This is a genomic window from Xanthomonas sp. WHRI 8932A (assembly GCF_035012785.1).
Taxonomy (GTDB): Bacteria; Pseudomonadota; Gammaproteobacteria; order Xanthomonadales; family Xanthomonadaceae; genus Xanthomonas.
In genome coordinates this window covers 18,389-33,217 of record NZ_JAYGQQ010000006.1, presented here as the reverse complement: position 1 = coordinate 33,217, position 14,829 = coordinate 18,389, and the positions used below count along the sequence as shown (strand labels likewise).

13 protein-coding genes are annotated in these 14,829 nt (G+C 65.2%); 7 read left to right on the top strand and 6 right to left on the bottom strand.

The features are described from left to right. Nucleotides 1–518: 518 nt before the first annotated feature. The 4 genes from VC212_RS10895 to VC212_RS10880 all read left to right on the top strand — a co-directional run bounded on the left by VC212_RS10895 (nt 519) and on the right by VC212_RS10880 (nt 5,420). Nucleotides 519–2,312 carry a S8 family serine peptidase gene (locus VC212_RS10895; protein WP_323515703.1) on the top strand — a complete coding sequence of 598 codons (1,794 nt, stop codon included), beginning with the start codon at nt 519–521 and terminating at the stop codon, nt 2,310–2,312. Nucleotide 2,313: 1 nt separating this feature from the next. After that, entirely contained in the window at nt 2,314–2,925 is a 612-nt protein-coding gene (locus tag VC212_RS10890) for a hypothetical protein (protein ID WP_115528486.1), read from the top strand. A 151-nt stretch (nt 2,926–3,076) separates the two neighbouring features. Beyond that, a complete protein-coding gene (locus tag VC212_RS10885; RefSeq protein WP_323515740.1) occupies nt 3,077–4,819 on the top strand; it encodes a S8 family peptidase in 1,743 nt (580 codons plus the stop codon). Between the two features lies 1 nt (nt 4,820). Continuing rightward, complete coding sequence (locus tag VC212_RS10880; RefSeq protein WP_323515705.1) at nt 4,821–5,420, top strand: hypothetical protein; 600 nt, start codon at nt 4,821–4,823, stop codon at nt 5,418–5,420. A 257-nt stretch (nt 5,421–5,677) separates the two neighbouring features. Here VC212_RS10880 and VC212_RS10875 read toward each other — a convergent pair whose 3' ends face one another. Together VC212_RS10875 and VC212_RS10870 are read right to left on the bottom strand one after the other, a co-directional pair. Further along, nucleotides 5,678–6,715, bottom strand: a complete 1,038-nt coding sequence (locus VC212_RS10875) for an aldo/keto reductase (protein WP_323515706.1) — start codon at nt 6,713–6,715, stop codon at nt 5,678–5,680. A gap of 156 nt (nt 6,716–6,871) precedes the next feature. Beyond that, complete coding sequence (locus VC212_RS10870) at nt 6,872–8,080, bottom strand: MFS transporter (RefSeq protein ID WP_323515708.1); 1,209 nt, start codon at nt 8,078–8,080, stop codon at nt 6,872–6,874. 98 nt (nt 8,081–8,178) lie between these two features. Here VC212_RS10870 and VC212_RS10865 point away from each other — a divergent pair, with 98 nt between their 5' ends. Continuing rightward, the gene (locus VC212_RS10865; RefSeq protein WP_323515710.1) at nt 8,179–9,099 is read left to right on the top strand and encodes a LysR family transcriptional regulator; all 921 of its coding nucleotides are present in this window, start codon (nt 8,179–8,181) and stop codon (nt 9,097–9,099) included. A 252-nt stretch (nt 9,100–9,351) separates the two neighbouring features. Here the strand turns inward: VC212_RS10865 and VC212_RS10860 are convergent, their stop codons facing one another. After that, nucleotides 9,352–9,555 (bottom strand): hypothetical protein, encoded by a 204-nt coding sequence (locus tag VC212_RS10860; RefSeq protein WP_323515712.1) that lies wholly within the window; start codon nt 9,553–9,555, stop codon nt 9,352–9,354. A gap of 210 nt (nt 9,556–9,765) precedes the next feature. Between VC212_RS10860 and VC212_RS10855 the strand changes: the two genes are divergently transcribed. After that, entirely contained in the window at nt 9,766–10,677 is a 912-nt protein-coding gene (locus VC212_RS10855) for an AraC family transcriptional regulator (RefSeq protein ID WP_323515713.1), read from the top strand. Nucleotides 10,678–10,820: 143 nt separating this feature from the next. Here VC212_RS10855 and VC212_RS10850 read toward each other — a convergent pair whose 3' ends face one another. After that, complete coding sequence (locus VC212_RS10850) at nt 10,821–11,327, bottom strand: cupin domain-containing protein (protein ID WP_055849832.1); 507 nt, start codon at nt 11,325–11,327, stop codon at nt 10,821–10,823. 340 nt (nt 11,328–11,667) lie between these two features. Between VC212_RS10850 and VC212_RS10845 the strand changes: the two genes are divergently transcribed. Beyond that, nucleotides 11,668–12,570 carry a LysR family transcriptional regulator gene (locus tag VC212_RS10845; RefSeq protein WP_323515715.1) on the top strand — a complete coding sequence of 301 codons (903 nt, stop codon included), beginning with the start codon at nt 11,668–11,670 and terminating at the stop codon, nt 12,568–12,570. 88 nt (nt 12,571–12,658) lie between these two features. Here the strand turns inward: VC212_RS10845 and VC212_RS10840 are convergent, their stop codons facing one another. After that, the gene (locus VC212_RS10840) at nt 12,659–13,333 is read right to left on the bottom strand and encodes a helix-turn-helix domain-containing protein (protein ID WP_323515743.1); all 675 of its coding nucleotides are present in this window, start codon (nt 13,331–13,333) and stop codon (nt 12,659–12,661) included. 7 nt (nt 13,334–13,340) lie between these two features. Further along, on the bottom strand, nt 13,341–14,828 hold the full coding sequence (locus tag VC212_RS10835) for an efflux transporter outer membrane subunit (RefSeq protein WP_323515716.1): 1,488 nt from the start codon (nt 14,826–14,828) through the stop codon (nt 13,341–13,343). Nucleotide 14,829 lies beyond the last annotated feature (1 nt).

The following is a 14,829-nucleotide window of genomic DNA, read 5'->3' as shown; positions in this document are numbered from 1 at the left end:
ATACGCATGCCTGGCATAAATTGCGCAACCAGTCACGCGACTGTCTTCTGGCGCTCAGCTTGCGAGCGCGGAATGGGCCCTCTTTAATCGAATCGCTGCCACTGCATTCGCATTGCCAGCGTCGGCTGCGCGGACGCGCTCAGGGGAGCCGACTGATGACCCGGCCGCATCCATCCAGCGTTTCGGATCGATGCGTTTCACTGGCTCTTTCGGGATACATGGACATGGACCCTGTTACTGCTTCTTCGCGTTGTTCTCCTGCACGTCTCATCCGATCCCACCTGACCCTGACTGCGTGCTGGCACTGCCAAGCGCATCTGTTCGGCGCTGCCTGATCGGTTTTGCTCGCCGCGGCCGCTGCCGCGTGGATTCACTTAGACGTCCTCTGATGCTTCTGATTCGGGCTCGATAGGCACCGCCCGAATCTGTTGAAGCCGTTGCACTGGCCGATTGTCTGATCGGCCGGAGGGGAACTGTGTCGCGTCGATCGTGCCTACCCTTGACTGGACTAAAACGGAATGAACTCTTATCGCAGGCGCCCTCTCGCGCTGTTGATCGGTGCCTTACTGATCACAGGCGCGTCACTCCCCGCACTGGCCGATACGCCAGTGACCGCGGCCACCATCACTGCCAACTCCACTGCCACCACCACTGCCAGCTCCAAGGGCAACGATCCATTGCTGCGCTACCAATGGCACATTTCCAATCAGGGACAGGCCGTGATCGCCGACAGCCGCCCGGTGCCCGGCGTCGATATGGATGTGGACATCCTGCATTCGCTGAACATCCGCGGCCGTGGCGTACGCGTCGGTGTGGTGGATGACGGACTGGAATTGGCGCATGAAGACATGTCCGAAAACATTCTGCCCAACGGGTCCTACAACTTTGGCGACGGCTCGCACGACCCCACGCCGATCGATCCGGGTAGCGGCCACGGTACCTCCGTGGCCGGCATCATCGGCGCGGTCGGCTGGAACGGCCGCGGCGGGCGCGGGGTGGCGCCGGACGTGCTGCTGGCAGGATTCGACTTCCTGGCACGCGATTCGTCCAGAAACTACGCAGCCGTCCTTTACGCATGGGGTGAGGGACCGGAGGGGCGCAATATCGATGTATTCAACAACAGCTGGGGAACGAATGCAGCGTTCTACCTCGATTTTACTCGGGCAGAACAACGCTCCTGGGAAGCATTGATGCGCTCGACCCGCAGCGGTCTTGGCGGCATCTACGTCAAGTCGTCAGGCAACAACTTCCAAGATTTCCTGATCGACGATGCGGAAGGCAATACCATCGATCTGTGCCCTGACACGACACGCGCATTGAATGTCGGTTGTACGCTGAACAACATCGAGGCGATCAACAGTCTGGTTGGCACCATCGTGGTCGGCAGCGTTAACGCGAAGGGAGTGCGTTCGTCGTACTCCACGCCCGGCTCAGCGCTCTGGATCTCCGGAATTGGCGGCGAATACGGATATCAGCGCAAGTTCGCTCCAGACATCGACCTTCGGACTATTTACGACCCGGCGATTGTCACCACCGACCTGAGCGGTTGCTCTGCAGGTTCCAACTTCGACGGCCTCACACCCATCAATGCCTTGGACACCAGTGGCTCCAAGATCGAGGGATCGTGCAACTACAACGCCATCATGAACGGCACTTCCGCAGCGGCTCCTACCGTTTCCGGCGTCGCGGCGCTGATATTGAGTGCCAACCCCAGACTGAGCGCACGCGATGTCAAATACATCCTGGCCACCACTGCACGCCAGATCGACCCCTGGCAGCCGCGTGCGGTCTACCAGGGCAGCGTGATCGACCCGGGCTGGATCACCAATGCCGCCGGACACCGCTTCAGCAATTGGTACGGGTTCGGCTTGGCCGATGGCGCGGCAGCCGTCTACAAGGCGAGCCACTTCACTCCACTGCCACCCATGCGCGATACGCAATGGGTCGCGTCCACCAATCCGCCCAGCCAGATCGGCGGGCCGGCACGGCCGGGCACGCTGCGCATCCGCATCACTCAGGCGATGAAGATCGAAGCAGTGCAGTTGTCGTTGCAGTCTGCGCATCTGACGCCGAGCAATCTGCGCGTGGTGCTCATCTCGCCCAGCGGCACCCGCAGTGTGGTGGCCACGCCATTCTCGGTCCTGGACCCCGCGGCCTATGCCAAGACCGGCTTCTACATCGACCTCACCTCCAGCAATGCGTTTCTGGACGAGTCCTCGCTCGGCACCTGGACACTGGAAGTCACCGACATGAGCGAACCCACCAAGACCGCCGCGCTCAAGTCCTTCAACCTTCGCATCGTGGGGCACTGACATGAAGATCGCGCTTATTGTTTCCTTGTTGATGGGCTGCAGCGTTGCAAGCGGCGTTGCGCATGCAGCGCAATCGACCGATCCACAGGCCCTGCTGGCAGCGGCTACCGGTACACGCTTCCGCTCCGGAACGGACACGTTCCGCATGTTGACTGCCACGGTCATCGAGCAGAAGACATCCGCTGTCGGTGCCAAGCGGAGAGTGGGGCCTGGCAGCGTTGCGCCTGCGGGATCTGCCACGCCGCCGCCGGGCAGCAAGGTGATCGCACGCATTGGCAGCTTCCTGGTGGTGCTTGATCCGCCTGCCGGCGCGGCGCGCAATCAACCCGGCGCGTCCACGCACACGCTCGCCGCTGCAGTGAACGAGCGGACCGACCGGGTGGTGCTGGTCAGGCCGCAGGTGAAGCTGACCGGCACCACACCTGCCACAGCGACCACGGCGGCCAGAGGGACCGGCGGCAACATCGTCTACGCCTCCCAGGTGAATGGTGATGCGGTGATCGCCTATGCCTCGATCGAGCAGGCACAACGCGCAGCGACCCAGCTGCAGGCCAGTCGCGGTATTGCGCAGGCATCGCTGGTAGTGACGCAGGCGATCATGCAACCGATGTGAGTTTCCACGGCGCAGGCAGACACCTGCGGCCGTGGCCTCTGGCGCGCCGTCGGCGGGGCCATCTCCGCGTCCACCACAACATCCTCACTCACCATTCAAAGGGACCCTCTTGATGACTTCTCTCCCACAACGGCAACGGCTGTTTTCCGCCATGTTGCTGGCCCTGTGCGGTATCACGCCCATCGCACCTGCGGTGGCTCAAACCACTGCTTCGCCGCTGGCGCAACCAAGACCGCCGGAAGCAGGCGACCCCTTGTTTCGCTATCAATGGCATCTACTCAACAATGGGCAAACGGTGATTGCAGATACGCGCCCCACCGCAGGAATCGATCTGAATGTCGAGCCGCTGCATACGCTGGGCATGCGCGGTCAAGGCATCACCATGGCCGTTGTCGATGACGGGCTGGAGCTGCGCCATCCCGACCTGCTTGCCAACGTGGTGCCCGGTGGTTCAAAGAATTTTGTCGACGGGTCCAACGACCCGACGCCACGCAACGGCGATTCGCACGGCACGATGGTCGGCGGCATCATGGCAGCGGTCGGCTGGAACGGCATCGGTGGCCGCGGCGTTGCTCCCGGCGCACGGCTGAAAGGCTTCAATATTCTGTCTTCCGAAGAAAGCCCCACCGACTTCGATACCAATCTGCGTGCGTCGTGGGGCAACGCTGCCGAAGCGCGCGATGTGCAGGTTTTCAACAACAGCTTTGGCGCCGACCTGACGTTCTACCCGACCGTGTCTCCTGCGGCCGGGCGCTCGCTGGAGCGGCTGATGCGCAGCGGCAGAGGCGGCAAGGGCGGGTTGTACATTCAATCAGGCGGCAACACGTTCCAGAGTTTCACCATCCCGGATGCCCAGGGCAATGACGTCGAGCAATGCACTGCGTTGGCTGCATCGTTGCAGGTGACCTGCTCCACTCCGGCGACCGATCCGGTCAGCAACCAACCCTTGATCATCATGGCTGGCGCGGTCAATGCAAAAGGCGTTCGATCGTCTTACTCCTCTGCCGGCGCGGCATTGTGGGTCAGCGGCTTTGGCGGCGAATTCGGCTTGCAACGCCGGTTTTTTGGTGATTTTCCGCGAGCCGTTTTGTACGACCCCGCCATCGTCACCACCGATTTGACCGGCTGCGCGGTCGGTGACAACAGGAACGATCCAAATTCTCCACCGCTCAACGCCCTGGATACCAGCAGTTCGTCGATCGATGCATCCTGCAACTACACCGCCACCATGAATGGCACCTCGTCGGCAGCGCCCACGGTGGCCGGCGTGGTCGCACTGATCCTGCAAGCCAACCCTTCGCTCAGCGCGCGCGACCTCAAATATATCCTGGCCACCAGCGCGCGCCAGATCGATCCGGCGCAACCGGTGGTCCGTTACCGAGATAGCGTGATTGAGCCGGGCTGGATCACCAACGCCGCCGGCCACACCTTCAGCAATTGGTACGGGTTCGGCCTTGTCGACGCGGCCGAGGCGGTCTATCGGGCGTATTCCTTCAAACCGTTACCGGCACAACGCGATCTGGGCTGGAAGGCCGCTCGTGCAGGCAGCTCGGTTATCGGTGGGCCCGACGCGCCGGCCACGCTGCAGCTGCGTCTGGGCGACACGCTCAAGGTCGACACCGTGCAATGGTCGATGCAGACCACCCACAAGACGCCGACCAACCTGCGAGCGGTGCTGATTTCACCTAGCGGAACGCGTAGCCATGTGCTGACGCCGTTCCAGGCGCTCGACCCGATCACACAGGGAACCGGCTTCGATATTCCACTCTCCACCAGCAATGCGTTTCTCGATGAGAACGTTGCCGGCGCATGGACATTGGAAGTGACGGACATGACCGGCTCGGACGTTTCCGCCCGATTGACGGGTTTCAAACTGCGCATCCTGGGACATTGACATGAAGCTAATTCTCGGCACGACCCTCTTCCTCTGCATGCTCGCCAGCGTGCCCGCAGCTGCGCAACAAGCCGGACGGCTGGAATTTCAGCGCGCCGCCACCGGGCAACGTTTCAAAATCGGCGACACCGACTTCAGGCTTGTCCCCGGCGCCAGGATTCAACGCCAGGTGCAGGCAGGCTCGCGCAACGAGGCACTCGACACGCCCGGCGCGCGTCGCGCCAGCGCTGCGGGCAATGTCGGGATACCCGCACGCGTCGGCCCCTATGTGCTCACGCTCGGCCAGGCAGCGCGTAACGCGGCTAGCAGCCCTGCTGGCACTGCCGATGAGGCCCCGTTGATGGTGGCGGTCAATCAACGCAATGGCCAGCCCGTCGTTGCATCGCCACGCCTTGAAGTCTATGCGAGCGACGCCGATGCCATTGCCCGGCTGGCACGGCAGACCAACGGCACGGTACTGGAGGCCGCGCAGGACGGCACTGGCATGATTGGTTATCCCTCCGTACCCGCCGCCCTTGCGGCCTTACCGACGGTACGTCGTGGCGGTGGCGTCAGTGAGGCGGTCCTGCATGTGATCCAGGCCGTCCCACGACTGCGCTGAAGGCGCAGACCATTCTGGTTAAGCGGCATCGGCCCGCATGGCGGCCACCCTTCACACACATCGGCACGCGTGCCTGCAGCTGCGGGCACGCGTTGTCGCACGACGACCCTGGCGTGCGCTTGCTCCCATTGGTCGGCGAGCACTCCGGTCACCCCATGCCGGAGGATCAGCTTTCTGCGCGCTTGTGAAGCGGCTGTGGTGACGCAGGCCACGCTGCAGCGATCGGGTTGCAGCGTGGTGCAATGGCACAGCCCGGGTTACACCGGTAGCGGGCTGCGTTCGGCAAAGTGCCCGCGCCAATAGGGGTAGTACGGATACGGCGGCTCCACCGCACTCACCGCATCCAGGCGTGCACGCTGCTCCGGTGTCAGCGACCAACCCACCGCCCCCAGGTTCTGCCGCAGCTGTGCTTCGTCGCGCGCACCGATCAGCACCGTGCTCACGGTGGGCCGCTGCAGCAGCCAGTTGATGGCGATCTGCGGCACGCTGCGGCCGGTGTCTGCGGCAATGCCGTCAAGTACATCGACGATATCGAACAGGCGTGCATCGTCGATCGCCGGGCCGGCGGTGGCGGTGGCGGTGGCATGCAGGCGGCTGTTGTCCGGCAGCGGTTGGCCGCGACGCAGCTTGCCGGTCAGCCGGCCCCAGCCAAGCGGGCTCCACACCACCGCGCCGATGTCCTGGTCGATGCCGAGCGGCATCAACTCCCATTCGTAGTCGCGCCCGGCCAGCGAGTAATAGGTCTGGTTGGCAACAAAGCGGCTCCAGCCCTGTGCGTCGGCCACGGCCAACGATTTCATCAGCTGCCAACCGGCGTAATTGGAAGCACCCAGATAACGCACCTTGCCGGCGCGCACCAACTCATCGAGCGTGGACAGGGTTTCTTCCACCGGCGTCATCGCATCGAATGCATGCAGTTGCAGCAGGTCGATGTAGTCGGTGCGCAAACGGCGCAGCGACGCATCCACCGCACGCAGCAAACGGAAGCGCGATGCACCGGCATCGTTTGGCCCATCGCCCAGGCGCAAACCGGTCTTGGTCGAGACAATCACCTGATCGCGGCGGCCCTGCAGCGCTTGGCCAAGAATCTCTTCAGAGGCGCCGTCGGAATACACATCGGCGGTGTCGAACAGGTTCAGGCCCGCCTCAAGGCACAGATCGATCATGCGCCGCGCCTGCGCCACATCGGTATCGCCCCACGCAGAAAACAGCGGCCCCTTGCCGCCAAACGTGCCGGTGCCCAGACCGAGCACCGGTACCTTGAAGCCGGAACGGCCGAGAAAACGTGTGTCCATTGCAATGCTCCTTGGAACCGAAAGAAAACCCGCGCGCAATGCCGGTCGATCCGACACCACGCGGTGCCAGGCACGACGCTCTGCTCACCGATCACCCGCGCAATGACCGCACGCCTGCCGGTAGCGCGGTCTGCGCGCTACGCCTGAAGAATCGAATCAACCCACCTGCGCGCATGCGTCCGGCGCAGCGGCGCGACGGCGTTGCAGGTGCACGCTCCACAACGCGATGCCCAGGCCAACGGCGCTCAACAGCGCGGCGACCCACGGAGTAGCGACCAGGCCGGCGTGCGTGGCGATCGCCACACCGCCCAGCCAGGCACCCAGCGCGTTGCCAAGGTTGAATGCGGCGATATTGAGACTGGAGGCCAGGTTCTGGCCGGCACCGCGTGCATGTTCGAGCACACGCAATTGCAGCGGCGCCACGGTGGCGAAGGCGGCCACGCCCAACAGCCCGACAACCACCACCATCGCGGTCTTGTTGTGCAGGGCCAAGCCCATCGCAGCGAGCACCGCCACCAGCGTGGCCAATGTGCCCAGCAACGCGGCAGTGGCGCGCCGGTCGGCCAGGCGCCCGCCCAGCACATTGCCCACGATCATGCCGACACCGAAGACCAGCAAGACCGGCGACACCGCCGCCTGCGCGAACCCGGTCACCTGCACCAGCAGCGGCTGGATGTAGGTAAAAACCGCGAATACGCCGGCATAGCCCAGCACCGTCATCGCCAGCGCCAGCAACACCTGCCCGCGCCGCAACACCGCCACTTCCTGACGCCATGACACCGGCGCGGCCGCACCTGCGGCGGCCGGCACCCACAGCGCCACCGCAGCCGTGGCCAGCACCCCGATCACCGTCACCGCCCAGAAGGTGGCCCGCCAGCCCAGTTGCAGGCCCAGCCATGCACCGGCCGGCACGCCCAGCAGGGTGGCCACGGTGAGGCCGGCAAACATCAACGAGATGGCCGAGGCACGCCGCTCGGGCGGCACCAGAGAGGTGGCCACCACCGCGCCGACGCCGAAGAACGTGCCATGCGCCAGCGAGGTCAGCACCCGCGCGACCATCAGGCTGGCGTAGTCGGGCGCCAGGGCACAGGCGAGATTGCCCAGGGTGAAGACGACCATCAGGCTCACCAGCACGGACTTGCGCGGCCAGCGAGCGCTGAGCAACGTGAGCACCGGCGCGCCGATGCTCACGCCCAGCGCATAGCCGCTGATCAACAGGCCGGCCGCGGTGAGCGAAACGTCCAGGTCGGTGGCGACCTGCTGCAACAGGCCCATGATGACGAATTCGGTTGTTCCGATGCCAAAGGCACCGATGGTCAACGCCAGCAGGGCTGGCGGCAGACGGGACGCAGCAGCAGAAGACATGACAGAAACCCTGGAGGACTGCGCACAGCCTGCGCCACGCGATCCTCTTCAAGAAGCCTTGTTATGCTGATTCACTTTCAATGCCACGTTGACAATGTATGGACCGTCTCGGTGATATCGCGCTGTTCCTGCGCGTGCTGGACCTGGGCTCGATCACCGCCGCCGCCAACACCCTGGACCTGTCGGTGGCGGTCGCCAGCCAGCGCCTGAAGCGGCTGGAACGCGACCTCGGCGTGCGCCTGCTGCACCGGACCACCCGCCGCCTGCATCCCACACCGGAAGGGCAGCGACTGGCAGCGCGCGGCCGGGTGCTGGTGGACGACCTGGAAGCGCTGGCCGACGACCTGCGCGAGAGCGCCCACGATGTCGGCGGTACCTTGCGGGTCACGCTGTCGGCCTCGTTCGGGCGTCAGTACATTTCCCCGCTGCTGCCCGCCTTCCAGGCCCGCCACCCGCGCCTGCGCATCAGCGCGCACCTGAGCGACGACCTGGTGGACCTGGTCCAGCAGGGCTTCGACCTGGCCATTCGCATCGGCGCGCTGGACGACTCCGGCCTGGTGGCCAGGCGCATCGCCGACAACCGCCGCACGTTGGCCGCCTCGCCTGCGTATCTGCAGCGGCACGGCACACCGCGCACTCCCGAAGAATTGATGCAGCATCCAGGCGTGCTGCTGATGGGCCGCACTGGCCGCCAGGACCTGTGGACCCTGCAGACACCGGAAGGCGGCGAGGTACGGGTGCGCATGCAGAGCCGCTTCGAGAGCAACTTCGGCGAACTGGTGCGCGATGCGGTGCTCGCCGGGCAAGGCATCGGGATGTATTCGTACTGGCATATCGCCGATGACCTGCGCGCCGGCCGCCTGGTCGAAGTGATGACCGACTATCCGCCTCCCACCTCGCAGATCAGCGCAGTGATGCCCGCACGCCAGCTGCAGCCGCCGCGGGTGCGTGCGTTTGTGGAGTTCCTGCTCGAACACTTCGGCCAGACGCCGCCATGGGAATCGACCTCGGGCGCATGAGCACCGGCATGACGGCCCGCTAGAGATCGTGTGCGTCGTCGTCCTGCAGCGCGGCGATGATCGCCGAGGTCTGATCCAGTGCCCCGCAGATGCGCGGCCTCTGCCCCTTGCCCGCGATGCCGCGCAGCGGCGTGGCGTTAGGCCGCTACGGAGTGTTGCGCGCATGCCGCACGCTACATTTTCCGCCTGCGGACTTAGCAAACTGTAGGCGCAACGCGGCCAGGATGCTGGCGGCGCGACGACGCGAACGCCTTATTTCCCGCTGCGCTGCAGGCGTTTGCCCAGCGCGCGGCGCTGGGCGTCGCTGAGTAGATGTCCGTGCGTGCGCAACAGGCCGATGATCTGCTGGTGCGCCAGCTGCGTGCGCCTGGCAAGCTCGGCGGTCGCCGCTTGCTCGATCGCCTTCCAGTCGGCAGGGGTGGAGGGAGCAGCTAGGGATCGGGGTTTTGCAGGCATGACGATCGGGGCACCGGAGACAGGTCGCAAGAATACGGAATGTGCGTGAGTGATCGATCAGCGGCAGCGGCTTGATGGCTGCGCCCGCACCGCCACGCGCAAGCATCCGCGGCATTGTCGAGTCTGCCATTGATGGGCGCACCACGGCGTCCCTTGTAGGATCGCGCTACCGCGGCTGTGCCGCACAGCGCCAGCGCACGAGCGTTCCGCATGCCATCCGCCACCGCCAACCTCACTGACATCCTGCTGCGCCACGCGCCGGCCGACGGCATGCACGCCACGCAGATCGCCGGGCTGCATGTGATGCGCAGCGCCGTCGCCACCGACGCCATCCCCACCGTCTACACGCCGATGCTGTGCCTGGTGGCGCAGGGCCGCAAGCGCGCGATGCTGGGCGCACAGGCCTATCACTATCATCCGCAGATGTATCTGGTGGCGTCGGTCGATCTGCCCATCGTCGGTTCGGTGATCGAGGCCAGCGCCACGCACCCGTACCTGTGCTTCTGCCTGGACCTGGACACCGCCGTGCTCAGCGAGCTGGCGATCCACCATGCGGAACTCGCCGAGCCGCAGCGCGATGCCACAGCTGCCGGTCTATTGCTCAACCGCAGCACACCGCAGCTGTACGACACCGCGGTGCGGCTGGCAGGCCTGCTCGACCGACCGCAGGAGATCGCCGCGCTGGCACCGCTGGTGACGCGCGAACTGCTGTATCGCCTGATGGCCGACCCCGCCAATACGGTAGTGCGCCAGATGGCCATTGCCGATAGCCGCCTCAACCAGATTTCCAAGGCCATCGTGTGGTTGCGCGAGCACTACGCACAGCGTTTCAGCATCGAACAGATCGCCGATCTGTCGGCGATGAGCCGCTCCACCTTCCATGCGCACTTCAAGACAGTGACCTCGATGACACCGCTGGAGTACCGCTCGCATCTGCGCGTGCACGAGGCGCGCCGGCTGATGGTGGCCGACGCGCTTACCGCCGCTGACGCCGGGTTTCGGGTCGGCTATGAAAGCGCATCGCAATTCAGCCGCGATTACGCGCGCATTCTGGGCAAGCCGCCCGCGCGCGATGCGCAGCGGTTACGCGCAAGCGCGCCCGACGCGACGGAAGCGGCGTGAGACTGCTGGCCTGACCTCGCTGCAGCCGTCTGCACGCGGACATCGCGCTGTGCGCGACATCTGCGCTGCCCAAGCAGCGATGCCGATGCAGTGAGTAGGTGCCGTCGAAACGGCAGACCCAGCACAGCAGCGTGATTACTTACTCAATCGGCTTGGTACTGCGCCTCTGTCACCTGCTCGAGCCAGGTCACCGGCGAGCCATCCACCGATTCTGCGATGGCAATGTGCGACATCGCCACCGTCGCGTTTGCGCCGTGCCAATGCTTGACGCCAGGCGGAATCCACACGATGTCGCCGGGGCGAATCTCCTGCGCCGGCTTGCCCCATTCCTGCACCCGCCCCGCACCGGCGGTGACGATGAGCGTCTGCCCCAGCGGATGGGTATGCCACGCAGTGCGCGCGCCCGGCTCGAAGGTCACCGTGGCACCGCCCACGCGTGCCGGCGCATCGGCCTGAAACGGCGCATCGATACGCACCTTGCCGGTGAAGTAATCGGCCGGGCCCACGGCCGACGCCGCGCCGCCGGCACGGCTTACCTTGATCGGTGCCTGCGTCTGCCCCGCATGCTCCTCGCCACCCTGCCCCTCACCCCCCGGAGCGGTGGTAGCGGCCATCATCGACAACGACATTGCAGTTGCGAACAGATTCATTGCAGTACTCCTTGAACGTAGTGAAACAACGTAGCGGTCGCTCGCCGGGCGACGCGCAGGGCGCCACTCAGATCGAAGCGAACCAGTAGCTGCTGCGCGATCGAGCAGCAACCGCATCGGTAGGGCAGTCGGCAGCTGAGCATCGCCCTGCCCTGCATCCGGTGGCCTGCACTGTAGCGCGCATGTGCGCGCGCACTGCCCCTGCAAATCCGCATACAGCTAGAAACGCAGCGCATCAATGCGCCTGCGCTGCGGGCCGCCACGACATTGAGGCCATCACACGCCATCGCGCATGATGCTGGCCGCATGAATCGCATGCCTGGAGCGGGCACTGGCAGCAATGGCTCGGGAAAACCTCAACGACCTGCAGGTCTTCGTCACGGTGGCGCGCGAAGGCAGCTTCACCCGCGCTGCCGCGCAGCTGGGCGTCTCGCAATCGGCGTTGAGCCATACCGTGCGTGCCCTGGAAACGCGCTTGGGCATCCGCTTGCTGACCCGCACCACGCGTAGCGTCTCAATGACCGAAGCCGGTGCGCGCCTGTTCGAAACGGTGGCGCCGCGGCTGCAGGAGATCGACGACGAGCTGTCTGCGCTGACCGACTTCCGCGACAAGCCGGCCGGCACCATCCGCATCACCAGCGCCGGCCACGCCGCCGATGCCTACGTGTGGCCGGCGCTTTCGAAAGTGCTGCCCGACTATCCGGACCTCAGGATCGAAGTCACCGTGGATTACGGTCTGGCCGATATCGTGGCCGAGCGCTACGACATCGGCATCCGCTTGGGCGACCAGGTGGCCAAGGACATGATTGCAGTGCCGATCAGCCCACCGCAGCGCATGGCGGTGGTCGCGGTGCCGGGCTACTTCGTGCATCACACCATCCCGGCCGTTCCGGCCGATCTGGCGCAGCACAACTGCATCGGCCTACGCCTGCCCACACACGGTGGGTTGCTGGCCTGGGAGTTCGACAACGCCGGGCGCGAGGTCAAGGTGCGCGTGGACGGGCAATGGACCTTCAACAGCAGCAGTGCGATGTTGCGCGCCGCATTGGCCGGCGCGGGTATCGCGTATCTGCCGGAATCCATGGTGCTGGACCACATCGCCGCCGGCCAGCTGCGCCGCGTGCTGGAGGACTGGTGCGAGCCCTTCGAGGGCTATTACGCCTATTACCCCAGCCGTCGCCAATCCTCCGCCGCACTGCGCGTGGTGATCGATGCGCTACGGCAAGGTCTGACGCGCGAATAAGCATGTTTCGTGGGCGGGCGCCTGCGCGCGAGGAAGCCTTCCCGCAACCGCCCGTCGCGCGCAGGCACGCTGCTGCTCGGGATCGCCGCTAAAACCCGCTGGGTGTCTCGCGTTTACGTTGCGCCGTCGGATGTGCCGCCACCGGACGATAGGCACGCAAGAACAGCGCCACCGCACCGCTGACATAGGCCGCTTGCCGCACGGCGCGGTCATGCGATGCCGCCTCGCGTGCCGCCGCATTGGACGGCAGGCCGGTCATCAGCCCGAAGAAATGCACCGATGCGTCCGGCAGGTTGTCGATCGCCAACGCAGCTTTGTCGAGCTCACGCGCCAACAGGGTGCGCATCATGCGGTCGTAGCGCTCGAAGCACAGCATCCACATCTCCTCGCGCATCTGGCTGGGCACTAGCGGCGGTCGCACCAGCCCGTAGGCGGTATCGTCCAGCGCACCGCGGCTTGCAACGTTTAGTAGCGCATTGGCAACGGCAATCAGGCGCTGATCCAATGGACCACGCGCCTGCAGCAGCACGTCCCAATGACTGCGTGGGGCATGCGCCAAGGCCTCGAGCGTGGTGCGGAACAACACCTCCTTGGAAGCGAAATACGCGTACACCGTGGCCTTGGACACCAGCGCATGGCGGGCAATGCTGTCCATGCTGGTGCGGTCGAAGCCGTCATGTTGAAACAGCGCACGCGCCGCCGCCAGGATCGCGCTACGTTTGCCGGATAGCGAACGCGCGCGTGGCGGCGTATCACCGGCCAGGCTGGCGTCACCCACGGGGCTGCGCTGTCGCAACGCTGGCCATCTCCGGTTCTGCGGTCTGCAACCAGCCGCCGCCCATCGCCTTGTAGAACGTCACCAAGTTGGTGAAGCGCGACAACTGCGTGCCGATCAAGGTCTGCTGTGCGCTGTACAGCGAGCGCTGCGCATCCAGCGCCTGCAGATAGCTGTCGATACCGCGCTCGAAACGCGCCTGCGACAACCGATAGCTATCGGCAGTTGCATCGACCAACGCCTGCTGGGCCTGTAATTGCCGGCCCAGCGTGTCGCGTTGCGCAAGTGCGTCGGACACTTCGCGGAACGCGCTCTGGATGGATTTTTCGTAACGGGCCACTTCGATATCGCGATTGGCCTTGGCCATGTCCAGGTTGGCGCGATTGCGCCCGGCGTTGAAGATCGGCAAGGTCAGCGACGGCACGAAGCTCCAGGCGCGCGTGCCCGAATCGAACAGGTTCGACAGGCTGCTGCTGGACGAGCCCAGCGAGCCGGTGAGGCTGATGCTGGGGAAGAACGCCGCGCGCGCTGCACCGATGTTGGCATTGGCCGCACGCAGGTTGCGCTCGGCCTCCAGGATGTCCGGGCGACGTTGCAGCAACTGCGAGGACACCCCTGCCGGCACGCTGGCCAGCACGTTGCCGTCCACACTGGCACCATCGGGTAACGCGCGCGGCAACAAGGCGTCCGGCAACTGCGTGCCGACCAGCAGCACCAGGGCATTGCGATCCTGCGCCACCTGCGCGGTATAGCGCTCCACATCCACGCGTGCGGTTTCCACCGTGGTTTGCGCCTGGCGCAAGGTGAGCTGCGAGGCCACGCCCAGCTCGAAACTGCGTTGCTGCAGGCGATAGCTGTCGCTTTGGCTGCTCAAGGTGGACTGCGCCAGCTGCAGCGATGCCTGATCGGCAGCCAGCGTCAGATAGGCGGTGGCGACTTCGGCGACCAGGCTGATATGCGTGCTGCGGCGCGCTTCGGCGGTGGACAGAAATTGTTGCAGCGCCTGCTCCTTGAGGCTGCGCACGCGCCCGAACAGATCCAGTTCGTACGCGCTGATGCCGACGTTACCGCTGTAGGTGCGGAACACTGCCGGCTGCCCGGGGATGGCCAGTTCGGACGGCGTGCGCGCATTGTTGGAGGTACCGGTGCCATCGATGGACGGCACCAATGCAGCGCGCTGCACCCGGTATTGCGCACGCGCCACTTCGATATTGAGTGCGGCCACGCGCAGGTCGCGGTTGTTTTGCAGCGCCAGCGCGATCACCTGCTGCAACGCGGGGTCGGTGAAGACCTCGCGCCAGCCGATATCGGCCACGTTGCGCGCCTGTTCGGTTTCGGCGGCATCGGGCGTTGTGGTGGAGCCGGCACCGGCGAAGTGGTCCGGCACCGGTGCATCGGGGCGCGTGTAGCGCGGCATCATGGTGCAGCCAGACAGCACGCTGGCCACCGCGATCGCGGCAAGTGTCATGCGAATCGGTGTCATG

Bases quoted from the DNA above. Each gene is read 5' to 3' on its own strand.
- VC212_RS10835 (WP_323515716.1), bottom strand. From the start codon at position 14,828: ATGACACCGATTCGCATGACACTTGCCGCGATCGCGGTGGCCAGCGTG.
- VC212_RS10880 (WP_323515705.1), top strand. From the start codon at position 4,821: ATGAAGCTAATTCTCGGCACGACCCTCTTCCTCTGCATGCTCGCCAGC.
- VC212_RS10870 (WP_323515708.1), bottom strand. From the start codon at position 8,080: ATGTCTTCTGCTGCTGCGTCCCGTCTGCCGCCAGCCCTGCTGGCGTTG.
- VC212_RS10845 (WP_323515715.1), top strand. From the start codon at position 11,668: ATGGCTCGGGAAAACCTCAACGACCTGCAGGTCTTCGTCACGGTGGCG.
- VC212_RS10855 (WP_323515713.1), top strand. From the start codon at position 9,766: ATGCCATCCGCCACCGCCAACCTCACTGACATCCTGCTGCGCCACGCG.
- VC212_RS10890 (WP_115528486.1), top strand. From the start codon at position 2,314: ATGAAGATCGCGCTTATTGTTTCCTTGTTGATGGGCTGCAGCGTTGCA.
- VC212_RS10875 (WP_323515706.1), bottom strand. From the start codon at position 6,715: ATGGACACACGTTTTCTCGGCCGTTCCGGCTTCAAGGTACCGGTGCTC.
- VC212_RS10860 (WP_323515712.1), bottom strand. From the start codon at position 9,555: ATGCCTGCAAAACCCCGATCCCTAGCTGCTCCCTCCACCCCTGCCGAC.
- VC212_RS10850 (WP_055849832.1), bottom strand. From the start codon at position 11,327: ATGAATCTGTTCGCAACTGCAATGTCGTTGTCGATGATGGCCGCTACC.
- VC212_RS10895 (WP_323515703.1), top strand. From the start codon at position 519: ATGAACTCTTATCGCAGGCGCCCTCTCGCGCTGTTGATCGGTGCCTTA.
- VC212_RS10865 (WP_323515710.1), top strand. From the start codon at position 8,179: ATGGACCGTCTCGGTGATATCGCGCTGTTCCTGCGCGTGCTGGACCTG.
- VC212_RS10885 (WP_323515740.1), top strand. From the start codon at position 3,077: ATGTTGCTGGCCCTGTGCGGTATCACGCCCATCGCACCTGCGGTGGCT.